Annotated in this window: 13 protein-coding genes; 9 read left to right on the top strand and 4 right to left on the bottom strand. The window is 39.3% G+C overall.

Annotation, left to right across the window (positions count from 1 at the left end; all coding sequences use genetic code 11):
- Positions 1–287: 287 nt before the first annotated feature.
- The gene (locus BUA71_RS16185; RefSeq protein ID WP_072881651.1) at positions 288–1,838 is read right to left on the bottom strand and encodes a M20/M25/M40 family metallo-hydrolase; all 1,551 of its coding nucleotides are present in this window, start codon (positions 1,836–1,838) and stop codon (positions 288–290) included.
- A gap of 422 nt (positions 1,839–2,260) precedes the next feature.
- Here BUA71_RS16185 and BUA71_RS16180 point away from each other — a divergent pair, with 422 nt between their 5' ends.
- A complete protein-coding gene (locus BUA71_RS16180) occupies positions 2,261–4,651 on the top strand; it encodes a S9 family peptidase (protein ID WP_072881649.1) in 2,391 nt (796 codons plus the stop codon).
- Positions 4,648–5,874 carry a cysteine desulfurase-like protein gene (locus tag BUA71_RS16175; protein ID WP_072881647.1) on the top strand — a complete coding sequence of 409 codons (1,227 nt, stop codon included), beginning with the start codon at positions 4,648–4,650 and terminating at the stop codon, positions 5,872–5,874. The genes BUA71_RS16180 and BUA71_RS16175 overlap by 4 nt, the downstream gene beginning before the upstream one ends.
- 147 nt (positions 5,875–6,021) lie before the next feature.
- Here the strand turns inward: BUA71_RS16175 and BUA71_RS16170 are convergent, their stop codons facing one another.
- Positions 6,022–7,164 (bottom strand): cystathionine gamma-synthase, encoded by a 1,143-nt coding sequence (locus tag BUA71_RS16170; protein ID WP_072881645.1) that lies wholly within the window; start codon positions 7,162–7,164, stop codon positions 6,022–6,024.
- Between the two features lie 88 nt (positions 7,165–7,252).
- Here BUA71_RS16170 and BUA71_RS16165 point away from each other — a divergent pair, with 88 nt between their 5' ends.
- The 3 genes from BUA71_RS16165 to BUA71_RS16155 all read left to right on the top strand — a co-directional run bounded on the left by BUA71_RS16165 (position 7,253) and on the right by BUA71_RS16155 (position 9,365).
- Entirely contained in the window at positions 7,253–8,056 is an 804-nt protein-coding gene (locus tag BUA71_RS16165; RefSeq protein ID WP_072881643.1) for a DUF3298 and DUF4163 domain-containing protein, read from the top strand.
- Positions 8,057–8,119: 63 nt separating this feature from the next.
- The gene (locus BUA71_RS16160; protein WP_072881641.1) at positions 8,120–8,473 is read left to right on the top strand and encodes an arsenate reductase family protein; all 354 of its coding nucleotides are present in this window, start codon (positions 8,120–8,122) and stop codon (positions 8,471–8,473) included.
- Positions 8,466–9,365 carry a DMT family transporter gene (locus BUA71_RS16155; protein WP_072881638.1) on the top strand — a complete coding sequence of 300 codons (900 nt, stop codon included), beginning with the start codon at positions 8,466–8,468 and terminating at the stop codon, positions 9,363–9,365. Before BUA71_RS16160 ends, BUA71_RS16155 begins: the two co-directional genes overlap by 8 nt.
- 4 nt (positions 9,366–9,369) lie before the next feature.
- Here the strand turns inward: BUA71_RS16155 and BUA71_RS16150 are convergent, their stop codons facing one another.
- Positions 9,370–9,864: an acyl-CoA thioesterase gene (locus BUA71_RS16150; RefSeq protein ID WP_072881636.1), complete on the bottom strand. Its 495-nt coding sequence runs from the start codon at positions 9,862–9,864 to the stop codon at positions 9,370–9,372.
- A gap of 145 nt (positions 9,865–10,009) precedes the next feature.
- Here BUA71_RS16150 and BUA71_RS16145 point away from each other — a divergent pair, with 145 nt between their 5' ends.
- From BUA71_RS16145 to nadD, 4 genes are all read left to right on the top strand, one after another.
- Positions 10,010–10,987, top strand: a complete 978-nt coding sequence (locus tag BUA71_RS16145; RefSeq protein ID WP_072881634.1) for a YheT family hydrolase — start codon at positions 10,010–10,012, stop codon at positions 10,985–10,987.
- Between the two features lie 491 nt (positions 10,988–11,478).
- Positions 11,479–12,336, top strand: coding sequence for a YicC/YloC family endoribonuclease (locus BUA71_RS16140; RefSeq protein WP_072881632.1), 858 nt, complete (start codon positions 11,479–11,481; stop codon positions 12,334–12,336).
- Positions 12,337–12,930 carry a guanylate kinase gene (gmk, locus tag BUA71_RS16135; protein WP_072881630.1) on the top strand — a complete coding sequence of 198 codons (594 nt, stop codon included), beginning with the start codon at positions 12,337–12,339 and terminating at the stop codon, positions 12,928–12,930.
- Positions 12,923–13,507 (top strand): nicotinate (nicotinamide) nucleotide adenylyltransferase, encoded by a 585-nt coding sequence (gene nadD / locus BUA71_RS16130; protein ID WP_072881617.1) that lies wholly within the window; start codon positions 12,923–12,925, stop codon positions 13,505–13,507. The genes gmk and nadD overlap by 8 nt, the downstream gene beginning before the upstream one ends.
- A gap of 143 nt (positions 13,508–13,650) precedes the next feature.
- Here the strand turns inward: nadD and BUA71_RS16125 are convergent, their stop codons facing one another.
- Positions 13,651–14,655, bottom strand: a complete 1,005-nt coding sequence (locus BUA71_RS16125; RefSeq protein WP_072881615.1) for an acyl-ACP desaturase — start codon at positions 14,653–14,655, stop codon at positions 13,651–13,653.
- Between the last annotated feature and the right edge of the window lie 77 nt (positions 14,656–14,732).

Raw genomic sequence — 14,732 nt, 5'->3', positions numbered from 1 at the left:
GACGCCAAAGGAAAATATATCCATAATGTTAAATCTAAATATTTAATCAAATATAGGATATTTTCCGGTATTTAGGAATGTTTACGGATATACAGAAAAGAAATAAATAAAAAAGCCACTAACTCACAAATATCAAAAAAACATTTGTGAATTAGTGGCATTTTTTCTTTCAGAAGCAGATAATAATCAACAATCTTCATCCGGGGATACGAGGTATGCTTCCGAAAAAAAATCTTTTATTCAGAGGCAATCCCCTGGTAATTAAACCCCTGGCTATCGCCCTGCGATTAATCCAATCCGCCTCTTCTTTCGGCATCCCTTGGCTCTGGCCAGGTCATTTGCTTTCCTGTTCTATCATTCATGGGCAACACCGTCTTTTCTCTTGATGCTGTTTCTGGATCTTCACTTGCCATATAGGCCATAATTGAAGTCAATATCACATTGTCGCGAACATCATCAAAAACAATTTTATCATAGGTATCTAAGTTGGTATGCCAGGTATAATTCCAGTAAGACCAGCTCAATGAAGTTAAGCCAAAAGCAGGTGCTCCTGCCGCCACAAAAGAGGCATAATCTGATCCTCCACCGGAAGGAGTGCCCGGGAAAATTGTTTCTATTTCACCCTTTATTTCCTGCGGAACCGGTTGCAACCACCTTCCTATATAATCGTAGGCGTGTAAAAAGCCCTGGCCGCTTATATATTTCACTCTCCCGGTACCATTATCCTGATTAAATACAGCCTGTACGTTTGCTACAATCTCCGGATGGTCTTTTACAAAAGCCCTGGAACCATTAAGCCCCTGCTCTTCACTACCCCAATGTCCTGCAATAATTGTACGCTTGGGATTGGGATATAATTTCTTTAAAATTCGCATCGCTTCCATCATCACCATAGTTCCTGTACCATTATCTGTAGCGCCGGTACCACCATCCCAGGAGTCAAAATGCGCCGAAAGAATCACATACTCTTCCGGTTTTTCACTTCCTTCAATCCTGGCAATCGTATTAAATGTTGGCATCTCTCCCAAATCTTTAGATTGTGCCACCACTTTAATTTCCGGGGCACTCCCGTTCTCTGCCAAACGATACAACATTCCGTAGTCTTCAAGAGCAATATCAATACTGGGAATTTCTTTGGTATAAGCACCAAATACTTTATTGGCACCAAAACCACGGGACCAATTGGAGGTAATAATTCCTGCGGCACCAGCTTCTTCTAGAGCTTTTGGTAATTCCCGTGAGCTATAACCGGTATTTTCAATGCGCTTGCTCCACAGGGAATCGGTTTTATTAATTTTCTGCTGCATATTTTTCCAGGATTTTTCGGTTGCCCATTCTTCCCAGTTGGCAGCTGGTCTCCCGGTGGGTTGATGTTGTGAAATCATCACAAACTTACCTTTTACCCGGGAAAGCATATTTTTGAAATCATTGGCATTTTTCGCTTCCGGTAGGATAACTACTTCTGCAGTAATGCCTTTTTTGCGAGTAGAAGGGCTCCAGGCCAATTGTCTTGCATGAAGGCTACTCACTCTTGGTGAAACCATATCTACATGGGTAATCCCGCGCTCCCAGCCTTTCCAGGTTCCCCATTCCTGGTTCTCGGCAGAAATCCCCCAGCTATCATATTTTTTAACCGCCCAATCGTGCGCCTTTTTCATCTCTGGTGTTCCTACCAACCTGGGACCTATCTCATCCATTAACTCGTGAGCAATTTCCTCTAATTTGGAATTTTCGTTGGCCTCTTTTACAATTTTATCGACCATCTCCTCCTGGGCTTGCAACTGCATAGTGCCCGCCACCAGGAATAAACTAAAAAGTGTGCGTAAGTTCTTTTTCATTATAAACATTTAAAATTCGAAAAATTCAGCCTAAAGATATTGAACTTATCCCGACTTCCTAACGAGAAGTTTAATTTTTGGCATTTGAATCACTATTATCCGGTAAAGAAACAAGATCGCTTCGCTGCAAGAAAAAAGAGAAAAGACTAAACTCTAACTAACTGAAATCCTGCTTTTTTCATAAGTGATATTCTTCAATTAACTCTTTTTCGTAAAGATTTTTAATAGCAAGGAGGATAATTATGAAATCGCTTTTTGGCTTTGCTATAAAAGAGAACATGCTAATTAGTTATATTTTTATCGGACATCAATGCATTTGAATGTTATTATCGGGGTTTCTATTGTTCCGCTTCCTAAAACCTTTAGCAATAGTTTCAAATTAATTATCTTGCCGAAGCTTAAAAATTTAAGTCTTAAAAACGATGAAAAAAGTATCCCTGGATTTCTTAAAATTCCAATTTGTTCTAATCGCAATTATTAGTTTCAGTTTTTCGGTTCATGCTCAAAAAAGCGAACTTTCCGTAGAAAAAATTATGCAAGATCCACAATGGATGGGCAATTTCCCTTCCAACATAAAATGGAGCGCCGACAGTAGAACCATTTATTTCGATTATAATCCTGAAAAGAATACGAGCGATTCTCTTTATAAAATCGAACTAAATAACACTTCAAAAATCAGCAAAGTAAGTCTTAAAGAAGAACGCAATATCCTGCCCGCTTATGGTGATTTTAATAAAAGTAGAAATGAAAAAGTTTATTCGGAAAATGGGAATTTGATGCTCTATTCTGTGAAATCTGGCGAAACAAAGCAAATTTTAGAGCTGCCGGAAGCTATTAGCAATCCTAAATTTCTTGCTAACGAAAATAAAATCAGTTTCACTGCCGGCAATAACGCGTTTATTTACGACCGGAAAAATGGCAGTATTCAACAACTTACAAATATTAACAAGGGCAAGGCTAAAGAGAAGAAAGACGAAGACTTATCTGATAAAGATGCCTGGGTAAGGAACGAGAATTTAGAGCTTCTGGAAGTTGTAAATCAACGAAAAACAGAAAAAGAAGATCGTGAGGCATATAATGAAGCTACTTCAGAAAAAAAAGCTTTTCAATTCTACCTGGAAGACCAAACTTTAAGCAATTTAAAAGTTTCGCCAAATACAAAATTCGCGACCTTTAAATTAATCTCCCGTGAAGATTCTAAAAGCACCAATGTACCTAACTATGTAGATGAATCTGGATATACGGTAGATTTGCCGGCGCGAAGCAAAGTTGGCGAGGATAAAACCAAAGTGAAACTGGGCATTTATAATTTTGAGAAAGACACGGTATATATGTTAGATACTTCCCAATTGCCGGGAATTACAGATTTACCAGATTACACTAAAGATTATCCAGACCGGGAATGGGAAGAAAAAGAGCGGGAAGTAGCGCCGGCCACGGTTTATTTCTCTCCAAACGGCAAAGCTGCGGTGGCAAATATTCGCTCTAAAGACAATAAAGACCGGTGGATCGTAGAAATTGATTTAGAAAGTGGTGATCTCAAAACTTTAGACCGCCAGCGCGACGAAGCCTGGATTGCCGGTCCCGGAATGGGCTATGCCTACTATGGCGGTGCAAGTATGGGTTGGTTGCCAGATAATAAACATATTTATTTTCAGAGTGAGGCCACGGGATATTCACATCTTTACTTGCTAAATGTAAAAACCGGGGAGAAAAAACAATTAACCGAAGGCGATTTCGAAGTTTTTAATCCGCAGCTTTCCAATAATAAAAAATCCTGGTTTCTTACCACTTCTAAAGTTGACGCCGGGGAACGTCATTTTTATAAGATGCCGCTAATGGGCGGAAAAATGGAGCAACTCACCACAATGGAAGGCAATAACAGGGTTTTTCTTTCGCCAAATGAGAAACAAATGGCAATTCTCTACTCAAAGAGCAATCAACCCTGGGAATTGTTTTTAAAGAAAACGCGTGCCGGGGCTAAAGCAAAACAATTAACCAAAGGGCAAACTGAAGCTTTTAGCAGTTACGACTGGCGCGAACCGGAATTCATAAAATTTAAAGCCGAAGATGGCGCTATGGTGCCGGCGAGACTTTACAAGCCAGAAGCGAATGCGAAAAACGGTGCTGCCGTAGTCTTTGTACACGGTGCCGGCTACCTTCAAAACGCCCATAAATGGTGGAGTTTATATTTTAGGGAGTATATGTTCCACAACCTATTGGCCGATCTAGGTTATACGGTAATTGATATCGATTACCGCGGAAGTGCCGGTTACGGCCGCGATTGGCGTACCGGAATTTACCGCCACATGGGAGGAAAAGACCTTTCAGACCAGGTTGATGGTGTAAAATACCTCATCGATAATCACGATATTGATCCGGAGAAAGTTGGTATTTACGGCGGAAGTTACGGTGGTTTCATCACTTTAATGGCGATGTTTACCGAAGCCGATACTTTTAAGGCCGGGGCAGCTTTGCGTTCGGTTACAGATTGGGCGCATTACAACCACGGCTACACTTCTAATATTCTAAACGAACCTGCCGATGACCCCATCGCCTCCCGCAGGTCTTCCCCTATTTATTTTGCTGAAGGCCTGGAAGGTGATCTTTTAATTGCCCACGGAATGGTAGATGTAAATGTTCATTTTCAGGATGTGGTGCGCTTGTCTCAGCGTTTAATAGAACTGGGAAAAGAAGATTGGGAAATGGCGCTTTATCCTGTAGAAGACCACGGATTTGTAGAGCCCAGCAGCTGGACAGACGAATACCGCAGAATTTTAAAATTGTTTAACGAAAGCCTTTTAGAAGAATGAATATTGAGTTTGTAAGAAAACAATTTCCGGCGCTGGAGCAGGATTTTATTTATATGGATAATGCGGGTGGCTCACAAACCTTAAAGAAAGTAGCCGATAATATTAGCACTTATTTACTACAGCATAATGTGCAATTGGGTGCGTCCTACAAAGTCTCCCAAACAGCCGGCGAGAAAGTTGACGCGGCTACACAAAAAGTAAGTGAATATTTAAATACAAACCGAAAAGAAGAAGTTGTTATTGGCCCATCTTCCAGTATCTTGCTGCGAATTTTAAGTATTTGCATAAGTAAACAATGGCAGGAAGGAGATGAAGTAATTGTCACCAATACCGATCACGAGGCCAATGTTTCCCCCTGGACGGCACTTCAGGAAAAAGGTTTTAAAATTAAAACCTGGAAAGCAAATCCCGAAACCCTGGAACTGGAGTTGGGAGATTTAAAAAATCTGCTAAGCGATAAAACGAGGCTGGTGGCGGTAACCCACGCTTCCAATATTTTGGGAAGCATTAATCCGATTAAGGAAATCGCAGACGAGGTTCATAAAGCCGGGGCGTTGATTTGTGTAGATGGCGTGGCCTATGCACCACATCGCAACATAGACGTCCAAAAACTGAATGTAGATTTTTATGTTTTTAGCTGGTACAAAACTTACGGGCCGCATCTTGGGATTATGTATGGCAGGTATAATTTGCTGTATAAAATGGAAGGCATCAACCATTATTTCTTCGGAAAAAAGGACGTTCCCTACAAATTTCAACCCGGAAATGTAAATTTTGAACTCACCTACAGCCTATTGGGCGTTACCGAGTACTTTGAAGAATTATTTCAGAAGGAATTCCCTAAAGAAAACAACATCCGTTTTCAGGAAAAATTGACCAGGGTTTTTAAAAGTATCGCCCATCACGAAGAGGAAATTAGCCAACCACTATTGGACTTTCTTCAGCAAAATTCTAAAGTGAAGATCATAGGCCGGGAACCTGCCAATAAAGAAAAACGTGTACCTACTATTTCCTTTGTCCATAAAGATTTAAAAAGCAACGAAATTGTAGAAAAAGTAGATAAACACGGGATTGGGATTCGTTTTGGGGATTTTTATGCAAAAAAATTAATTGAAGACGCCGGTTTGCAGGAAAAAAACGGCGTGGTAAGGATTAGTTTGGTGCATTATAATACAAAAGAGGAAGTACAAAAGTTAATTTCGGTTTTAAGAGAAGTTATTTAATTTTTTTGGTGCCACGAATGCACGAATAATATTATTCGTGCATTCGTGGCAATTTTCGCAATAAACGAAACTGTATCCCTTTTATCAGCAGATTGCTTCACTGCGTTCGCCATGACGGTTACTTTCAGGATAATCTCTTCCAAAAAATCACCCTAAAGCCTGTTCCAAATCTCCAATAAGGTCTTCTTCGTCTTCTATCCCAACACTTAGCCGAATAAGTGAATCTACAACCCCTGTTTTTTCACGTTCCTCTTTCGGGATTGAAGCGTGAGTCATACTTGCTGGATGTCCTGCTAAAGATTCTACGCCCCCCAGGGATTCGGCCAGGGTGAACACTTTTAAATTCTCGACAACTTTAGTGGCGCTTTCTAAAGTATCTTCTTTGGTGCTAAAAGAAATCATGCCGCCAAAACCCGTCATTTGCTTTTTGGCAATATGGTGATTGGGATGATCTCTAAAACCCGGCCAGTAAACTTTTCCAACTTTTGGATGGGCTTTTAGGAATTTCGCTACAGCTTCCCCATTTTCACAGTGACGCTGCATTCTAAGATGCAGGGTTTTTATGCCACGTAATACTAAAAAACTATCCTGGGGACCACAAATTGCACCGCTGGCTTTTTGAATAAAATAAAGCTTTTCGGCCAATTTTTCATCCTTTACTACCAGTCCGCCCACAACCACATCACTATGACCGCCCAGATATTTGGTAGCACTATGCATGACAATATCGGCCCCCAAATCTAAAGGCAACTGTAAATAGGGCGTGGCAAAGGTGTTATCTACCGCCAATAAAAGCTTGTTCGTTTTAGCTATTTTAGAAACTGCTGCAATATCAATAATATTCATCATAGGGTTTGTTGGCGTTTCAACCCATATCATCTTCGTATTATCAGTAATATATTGTTTAATATTATTCTCCTCCCCCATCTCTACAAAACGAAACCTAATTCCAAGATTTTCAAAAATAGCAGTAAACAATCGGTAAGAACCACCATAGAGGTCTTTTGTAGCTATAATCTCATCGCCGGGCTTAAAGAGTTTTAACACGGCATCTATAGCGGCAAGACCAGAGCCATAAGCAAGTCCGAAATCCCCGTTTTCCAAACTTGCCAAAGATTTCTCTAAAGCGCTACGGGTGGGATTTCCACTTCTGGAATATTCAAAGCCTTTATGTCCTCCCGGCGTACTTTGGGCATAGGTGCTGGTTTGGTAAATTGGCGGCATTACAGAACCATAACCGGGGTCTATATTCTCCTGCCCTCCGTGGATTGTTTTTGTATTAAATTTCATCGCAATTTGATTTGCAACAAATGTAGCATACTCATTGTGCTTAAGCAAAATAGGCTTACCTTTATCCGTTCCTTTAACACCCCTTTTTATGAAAAAATTATTGCTCCCTATTTTAGCATTGGGACTGCTTTTTGGTTCCTGCCGTGACGAAAAAAAAGAAGCTAAAAAGAACACTAATAATATTGAAGAAACCACTTTGGGGTTTGCTGAAGTTGGACTTACCCCAAATGATTTTTCTGCCTGTAAGGATGCCGATTGCCCCAGGATTAGGCTAAATTATTTAAAATTTAGAGTAAACGGGGAAACAGCCAAAACTATTAATGAGTACAATGAACAGCAGATCATAAAAATTTTTAGTAATGCTGAAGCAGATACCGATGCAAAAAACATCCCTGCAGCCCTGGATGAGTTTATTGCCGATTATAAGAATTTTAAAAACGATTTTCCAGACAGTCCTGCCGGCTACGAAGTAGAAACTTCCCAAAATGTTATTCATCAGAATAAAAAACTGCTGGTTTTAAAAACCGAATTCTACATTTTCACGGGTGGTGCACATGGCTATGGAGCAACATTGTATGAAAACTTCAACGCTAAAACCGGCGAGGTAATAAAAAATAAAGACCTATTTTCTGATATGGCCGGGTTTAAAAATTTTGCTGAAAAAGAGTTCAGAAAAAAGTTTAAGGTACCGGAAGGCGACAATATTAATTCCAAAGGTTTTTTCTTTGAAAATGATGCTTTTGCGCTTCCAGAAAATATTGCGATAACTGAAGATGACGTTTTGCTTATCTACAATCAATATGAAGCGGCCAGCTATGCAGAAGGACAATTAGAGCTTAATTTTCCAAAAGACCAGGTTTCGCAATGGCTTAACGATATTGCGCTTAACTAAGTTTCTCCTAAAATAAATAACCTTATTTAACCACAACCTTCTCTCTAAAGATTTACTATAACTATGAAGAAAATTTATCACCTTTCTACCTGTAATACCTGCCAAAAAATAATCAAAGAGTTGGAACTGCCGGGAGATTTTGAGTTTCAGGATATTAAAAATGAAGAAATAACCGAAGATCAACTGGAAGAGATGCAGTCACTTTCAGGAAGTCACGAAGCTTTATTTAGTAAAAGGGCCCGTTTATACAAAGAACGTGGCTTAAAAGAGCAAACCCTTTCTGAAAACGATTATAAAGCTCTGATCCTTGAGCATTATACCTTTTTAAAAAGACCGGTTATCATAAACGGCGATAAAATTTTTGTTGGCAATTCAAAAAAAACAGTTGCAGCAGCAAAAGCTTCCATTCATGGATAATAAAAGGATTTTAGCAATCCTCGCTGCAATTGGTGCCAGTACAATTTATGGCATAAACCATACCGTGGCAAAAGGCGTGATGCCTACTTATATTGAACCTTTCGGATTTATATTTCTGCGAGTTTTCGGCGCTGCAATACTCTTTTGGGGAATTAGCTGGATGGGACCTAAAGAAAAGATTGCTAAATCTGACTGGCCCCGTATTTTAGGCTGTGCCGTTTTCGGGATGGTCATAAATATGTTGTTTTTCTTTAAAGGTCTTAGTCTTTCCACGCCCATCAACAGCTCGGTAATTGTTACCTTATCTCCGGTCATGGTACTTATATTGGCTTCAATTTTAATTAAAGAACGCATTACGTTACTAAAAAGCATTGGAGTTATTTTAGGACTCGCCGGCGCCCTCACCCTGGTATTGTTTAGTGCAGAAAGCAGCGGAAATGCCCCAAATATTCCCCTGGGAAATGCTTTGTTTATAGTAAATGCCTTTTCTTTTGGATTATACCTAATCCTGGTTAAACCGCTCACTGCAAAATATCATGCTATTACGCTTATGAAGTGGTTTTTTCTAATCGCGGTTATTATCAATTTCCCTATTACCATAGAACAATTTACTGCCGTAGATTGGCTACACCTTCCCTTTGAAGCTATCTGGAAAATGGGTTTTGTAGTACTTGGGACTACCTTTGCCACCTATTTACTGAATATTTATGCTTTAAAAAGGCTTTCGGCTTCTACTATTAGCGTTTTTATGTACTTGCAACCGCTTATAGCAATTTCCTACGCGATCATAAGTGGTGCCGATGAATTAAATTTAGTAAAAGCTACCGCCGGGATTTTAGTCTTTGTAGGAGTTTATTTGGTGACTAAAAAGAAAACCGAAGTAAGGGCTTAAACTTTTAAAACCCTAATTCTTCAGGATCCATATTTTGCGGTCGTTGGCCGTATTTGCGTGTATCTTCTTTGGTGAGCACTTTAAAATCTTTGGTATGGCCAAGACTGTCTATATTTTTAAGTAAAACATCTGGTAATTTCGTTAGCTTTCTTTCTTTTAAATCTATCCAGGCGCCCATCATTTCACAGCTGGCAAAATTTTGTCCCTTTTCATCATAAAAATTATGCAGAAATTCAAAATACATCCCGTCTTCAGAAAGGCCTTTTAATTGCAATGTCACTTTAATTGGTTTCCCAGCAAATACCTCCTTAAAATAATAAATATGTTCATAGAAAACCACGGGACCAATATTCTCTCGCGCTAAATCTTCCTGCCCGAAACCATTTTCCATTAAAAAAGCCATTCTAGTGTGGCTCATAAAATTCACGTAAGCGGTGTTGGCCAAATGCCGGTTGGCATCTATATCACTCCAACGTATCTCAAAATTTTTAGTGTACATCTTCTCGATTTTCCAATAAAATTAGAAAAAAATCTTATGCACGCATAATTATCTTAGGGTTTTACGCTAAAATTAAGATTTCCAATTAAAATGCTAAGATATTTACCAAAAATTACCGACTCGCCTACTTATCTTTGCTCTTTACATGCCGTTATTAAAAAATACATATAGAGCCCCGGGTATTTTTAAAAATTCTCACGTTGCCAGTATTTATGCCTCAGCCTTTAGGCGGGTTGAATTCCATTTTTCAACCAGGCAGCGGATAGAATTAAGCGATGGAGATTTTTTAGATCTGGAACGAACATTCTTTTCTCCAAACAATAATAAGGTACTTATTCTTCTTCACGGCCTGGCCGGAAATGCCAACCGGCCTTATATGCGGGGGATGGCCAAAATCTTTTACGAAAATGGCTGGGATATTGCTTCTATGAATTTTAGAAGTTGCAGCGGGGAGATAAACCGGTTATATCGCAGCTATCACGCCGGCGCTACCGAAGATCTGCAAACGGTAATCGATGTTTTAAAAGTTGAAAATAAATATGCTGAAATAAACCTGATTGGCTTTAGTTTGGGTGGGAATTTATTGCTGAAATACTTAGGGGAACAATCAAAAATCGCTTCAGAAATTAAATCGGCGGTGGCGGTTTCGGTGCCGTGTGATCTGGGCGCCTCCCTAAACGAACTCAATAAGTCGCATAACTTTTTGTATTCCCGTCGCTTCCTAAAAAACCTAAAGAAAGAATTGCGGCTTCGTGAAGCTCATTTTCCTTCAGAAATAGATAAAAAAGACATCGCCGGTTGCAATTCCCTGCTTGCCATAGATGAACTATACACCAGCAAAGCACACGGATTTAAAAGTGCTGCTCATTATTACCGCCAATGCAGTTGCCTGGCATTCTTACCAGGAATTCAAACCCCTACCCTATTGATTAATGCTGAAAACGATACTTTTTTGGCGCCAAATTCCTATCCTATACAATTGGCTAAAAACTCTAAGAACCTATACCTGGAAATTCCAAAACAAGGTGGGCACGTGGGTTTTATTCAACATAAAAAACCTTATTACCACGAGGAAAGAGCACTGGAATTCATTAAACGGAAATCAGTTTTAACACCAACTTGAAAATCTCTACAACTTTTAAACATTTTTAGCAATCTATTGTTTCAGAAACAAAAAGAGGCCACAAAGACTCCAAAACTCCAAAAAAACACCAAGCGTATCTTTGCACATCTTAGCCCGCATAATTTACGTCACTTTTGAGAAATGTTTTTTGGTGCGGGTTAACCCTTCCGACAAGATAGTTACACCCATTTTTGAGTATCAATCCCGAAAACTCGGGATGGTAAAACTTAGTCGCATTATAGTATTCAGGTTAATCTAATGAATATTCCGGGTTAATGCTTTTCTGTCTTGATTCTTGATTCTTTTTTCTTTTTTCTTTGCTCTCTGTTCTCTGTTCTCTGGTCGTATTTCTATTATCCCAACGTCTTCGTGCATTCGGGGCAAACATTTTAAACTTTCCAGTTCAGAATTTCTAAAAAATCAAAATAGCCTTTACGCGGCTTTGTGCTGCTACAGAATTGATTACCTTTGCACAAGCTTAAAAATTGCCCATGATCCAGTCGATGACAGGTTTTGGAAAGAGCATCACGCAACTTCCATCCAAAAAGATAAGCGTTGAGATTAAATCGCTTAATAGTAAAAATCTTGATGTAAACGCCAGAATTCCTTCGCAATACCGCGAAAAAGAACTGCAACTAAGAAACATAATCGGTAAATCCCTTGTTAGGGGAAAAGTAGATTTCTCCCTGTTTGTAGACATCACCGGGGAAGAAACTTCAGCCTCGGTAAACAAAGGAGTCGTTGCCAATTATATGAAACAATTAAGTGCTATAGTTCCTGGCAATGAAACCGAACTTTTAAGAATGGCAGTAAAAATGCCAGATGCGGTTACTACCGAGCGGGAAGAAATTGATGAAGCCGAGTTTAAAGCCATAGAAAATGCGGTAATTGAAGCTTTGGAAGAGATCAATACCTTTCGAAAAGATGAAGGAAAAGCTTTAGAAAAAGACCTTTCTTTTAGGGTGAATAACATCGATAAATTGTTAAAAGAAGTAATCAAAATAGATCCTGAACGCGTTGATGCGGTAAAAGAAAGACTTAGAAAAGGTATTGCCGATCTTAAGGAAAATGTAGATGAGAACCGTTTTGAGCAGGAACTGGTGTATTACATTGAAAAATTTGACATTACCGAAGAAAAAGTAAGGTTGGAAAACCACCTTTCCTATTTTATAGAAAGCATTAATTCCCCCGATTCTAACGGAAAAAAACTCGGGTTTATTTCTCAGGAAATGGGTCGCGAAATCAATACCATAGGGAGCAAATCTAATTATGCCCCTATGCAACAATTGGTGGTGCAGATGAAAGATGAACTGGAAAAAATAAAAGAACAACTTTTAAACGTACTTTAAATGGACGACGGTAAGCTTATCGTTTTCTCGGCTCCTTCGGGCTCTGGAAAAACCACAATAGTTCAACATTTATTAAAACAAAAGGAATTAAACCTGGAATTTTCCATTTCGGCTACTTCCCGTGCGGCCCGTGGCGAGGAAATAGACGGTGAACATTATCACTTTTTGTCTTTAGAAGATTTTAAAAGCAAAATAAAAAATGATGAATTCCTGGAATGGGAAGAAGTTTACCGCGATAATTTCTACGGAACTTTAAAAAGCGAAGTGGAGCGTATTTGGGCTAAAGGAAAACACGTGATCTTCGATATAGATGTAGTTGGTGGGCTGGACATTAAAAACATTTACCCAAAGAAAACCCTGGCAGTTTTTGTAAAACCACCCAGTATTGAAGAGTTAAAGATCAGGTTAAAAAAGCGCAAAACAGAAACCGATGATAAAATTAATATGCGTGTAGCAAAAGCTTCTATAGAATTAGCTACCGCTCCCCAGTTCGATTTTATCATAGAAAACCATCATTTAAATACTGCCCTCAAAGAAGCTTACGATTTGGTGGCCAGCTATGTTGGTGTAAACACTTCTAAAGAACATGAATAAAAAGATTGGGTTGTTTTTTGGCACCTTTAATCCCATCCATGTTGGGCACTTAATTATTGCCAATCACATGGCCGAGTTTTCCGATTTGGATGAAGTTTGGTTGGTGGTAACCCCTCATAATCCACATAAAAAAAAGAGTTCCCTGCTAGAAAATCACCATCGGTTGGAAATGGTTTATAAGGCCTGCGAAGGTTATGAGCATCTAAGTCCCTCAAATGTGGAATTTGGACTACCTCAGCCCAATTATACTTCAGTAACACTAGCCCATTTGCAGGAAAGACATCCTACCAACCGCTTTTGTCTTATTATGGGCGAAGACAACTTAAAGACTTTCCACAAGTGGAAAAATTATGAAGTAATTCTCGAAAATCATGAGATCTATGTTTATCCCAGGATTTCTGGTGGGAAAGTTGAAAATGAATTTAGGGACCACCCTAAAATAACCAGGGTGAACGCTCCGCGAGTGGAAATTTCCTCTACCTTTATAAGAAGCGCGGTACAAGATGGTAAATTTGTCAAACCAATGTTACCCCATGCAGTTTGGGACTATATTAAATTGATGAATTTTTACCAGTAGTATTTAATGTAGCGGTTATAAAGTAATCCCTTCTCCTTTTCCAGGCTATATTATTCCCAGATAAAAAGCCACTAATTCACGAATAATCTGATATTCCTGAATTGGTGGCAATAACTTTACTCGAGATTTGCCTTAATTACGCATTAAAGCTTCCCATTCGCCTCTACCCATTTAAAGGTGTGTTGATCTTGCGGGATAGCCATACGATCTGCAACCCTGCGCATTCTATCGGGCAATTTCATCAAATAGTCCCGGGCTTTTTCGGCCTCGTCGGTTAGTGACCTCATCTTATCTATCTCCCAGTATCCGTTTAATTTTTCCATAATATTAATATAATCGTAGGTAGTATATACCCCAAGTCTCTGGGCAGCATTGGAGAAGTTTTCGAAGGCTTCTGCAATACCCTGGCCGCTTTCTCTTAAGAACTGGGCAGGCATAACAATCTTTTTCTTCATCATATCGTGAAAGGCCAGCATCATTTCACTAGGATCGTGCTCAAAAATAGTTTTTACAAACTCACGGTAAGCCATATAATGCCTCATCTCGTCTCCCGCAATAATATTGCACATTTTCCCCAGCATTTTATTTCCTTTCTTTTTAGCTAACTGTCCCACTCGTTTGTGAGAAATATTGGTAGCCAATTCCTGAAAACTGGTATAGACAAAATTTTTATAAGGATCTCTGCCGGTACCAATATCAAAACCATCGTTGATAAGATATTGGGTGGTTTTTTCGATTTCGCGCATATTTACCCTTCCCGATAGATACAGATATTTATTAAGCGTGTCCCCATGCCGGTTTTCTTCACCTGTCCAGTGACGCACCCATTTAGACCAGGCGTTTTCTTCGCCCCTGGTTTTGCCGTGTTGCTCTACTCCTTCCATATCCATTAACCAGGACTCGTAGGTGGGAAGAGCTTCTTCAGTTACCATATCGGCTACTAAAACTACCCAAAAATCATATTCCAACTCTTTGGCTTCTTCTCGAATTTGTGTGATTTCTTCTACGTAATTTTCCTGCTGCAGATTGGGGAGTAAATCTGTAGGTTGCCAGATATCTTCCACGGGAATCAAGTATTTCTTTATGAACCCGTCAACTTCCTTTTCAACGGTATTCATCACTTCTAAACGTATATTATCCAGGGCCATCTTTTGTGTATTTTAAAACAGAAAAATTCTGAATTCTGCTGAAATTATTTAAATCTTTTCCAAGCGCTGAACATTAA

The sequence above is a fragment of the Salegentibacter echinorum genome, from assembly GCF_900129445.1.
GTDB classification, from domain to species: domain Bacteria; phylum Bacteroidota; class Bacteroidia; order Flavobacteriales; family Flavobacteriaceae; genus Salegentibacter; species Salegentibacter echinorum.
Note: the sequence above shows the minus strand (reverse complement) of the source record. Positions and strands in the feature narration are given on the sequence as shown.

Excerpts from the sequence above, each read along its gene's own strand:
- BUA71_RS16185 (WP_072881651.1), bottom strand. The coding sequence starts at position 1,838 with ATGAAAAAGAACTTACGCACACTTTTTAGTTTATTCCTGGTGGCGGGC.
- BUA71_RS16180 (WP_072881649.1), top strand. The coding sequence starts at position 2,261 with ATGAAAAAAGTATCCCTGGATTTCTTAAAATTCCAATTTGTTCTAATC.
- BUA71_RS16175 (WP_072881647.1), top strand. The coding sequence starts at position 4,648 with ATGAATATTGAGTTTGTAAGAAAACAATTTCCGGCGCTGGAGCAGGAT.
- BUA71_RS16170 (WP_072881645.1), bottom strand. The coding sequence starts at position 7,164 with ATGAAATTTAATACAAAAACAATCCACGGAGGGCAGGAGAATATAGAC.
- BUA71_RS16165 (WP_072881643.1), top strand. The coding sequence starts at position 7,253 with ATGAAAAAATTATTGCTCCCTATTTTAGCATTGGGACTGCTTTTTGGT.
- BUA71_RS16160 (WP_072881641.1), top strand. The coding sequence starts at position 8,120 with ATGAAGAAAATTTATCACCTTTCTACCTGTAATACCTGCCAAAAAATA.
- BUA71_RS16155 (WP_072881638.1), top strand. The coding sequence starts at position 8,466 with ATGGATAATAAAAGGATTTTAGCAATCCTCGCTGCAATTGGTGCCAGT.
- BUA71_RS16150 (WP_072881636.1), bottom strand. The coding sequence starts at position 9,864 with ATGTACACTAAAAATTTTGAGATACGTTGGAGTGATATAGATGCCAAC.
- BUA71_RS16145 (WP_072881634.1), top strand. The coding sequence starts at position 10,010 with ATGCCGTTATTAAAAAATACATATAGAGCCCCGGGTATTTTTAAAAAT.
- BUA71_RS16140 (WP_072881632.1), top strand. The coding sequence starts at position 11,479 with ATGATCCAGTCGATGACAGGTTTTGGAAAGAGCATCACGCAACTTCCA.
- gmk (WP_072881630.1), top strand. The coding sequence starts at position 12,337 with ATGGACGACGGTAAGCTTATCGTTTTCTCGGCTCCTTCGGGCTCTGGA.
- nadD (WP_072881617.1), top strand. The coding sequence starts at position 12,923 with ATGAATAAAAAGATTGGGTTGTTTTTTGGCACCTTTAATCCCATCCAT.
- BUA71_RS16125 (WP_072881615.1), bottom strand. The coding sequence starts at position 14,655 with ATGGCCCTGGATAATATACGTTTAGAAGTGATGAATACCGTTGAAAAG.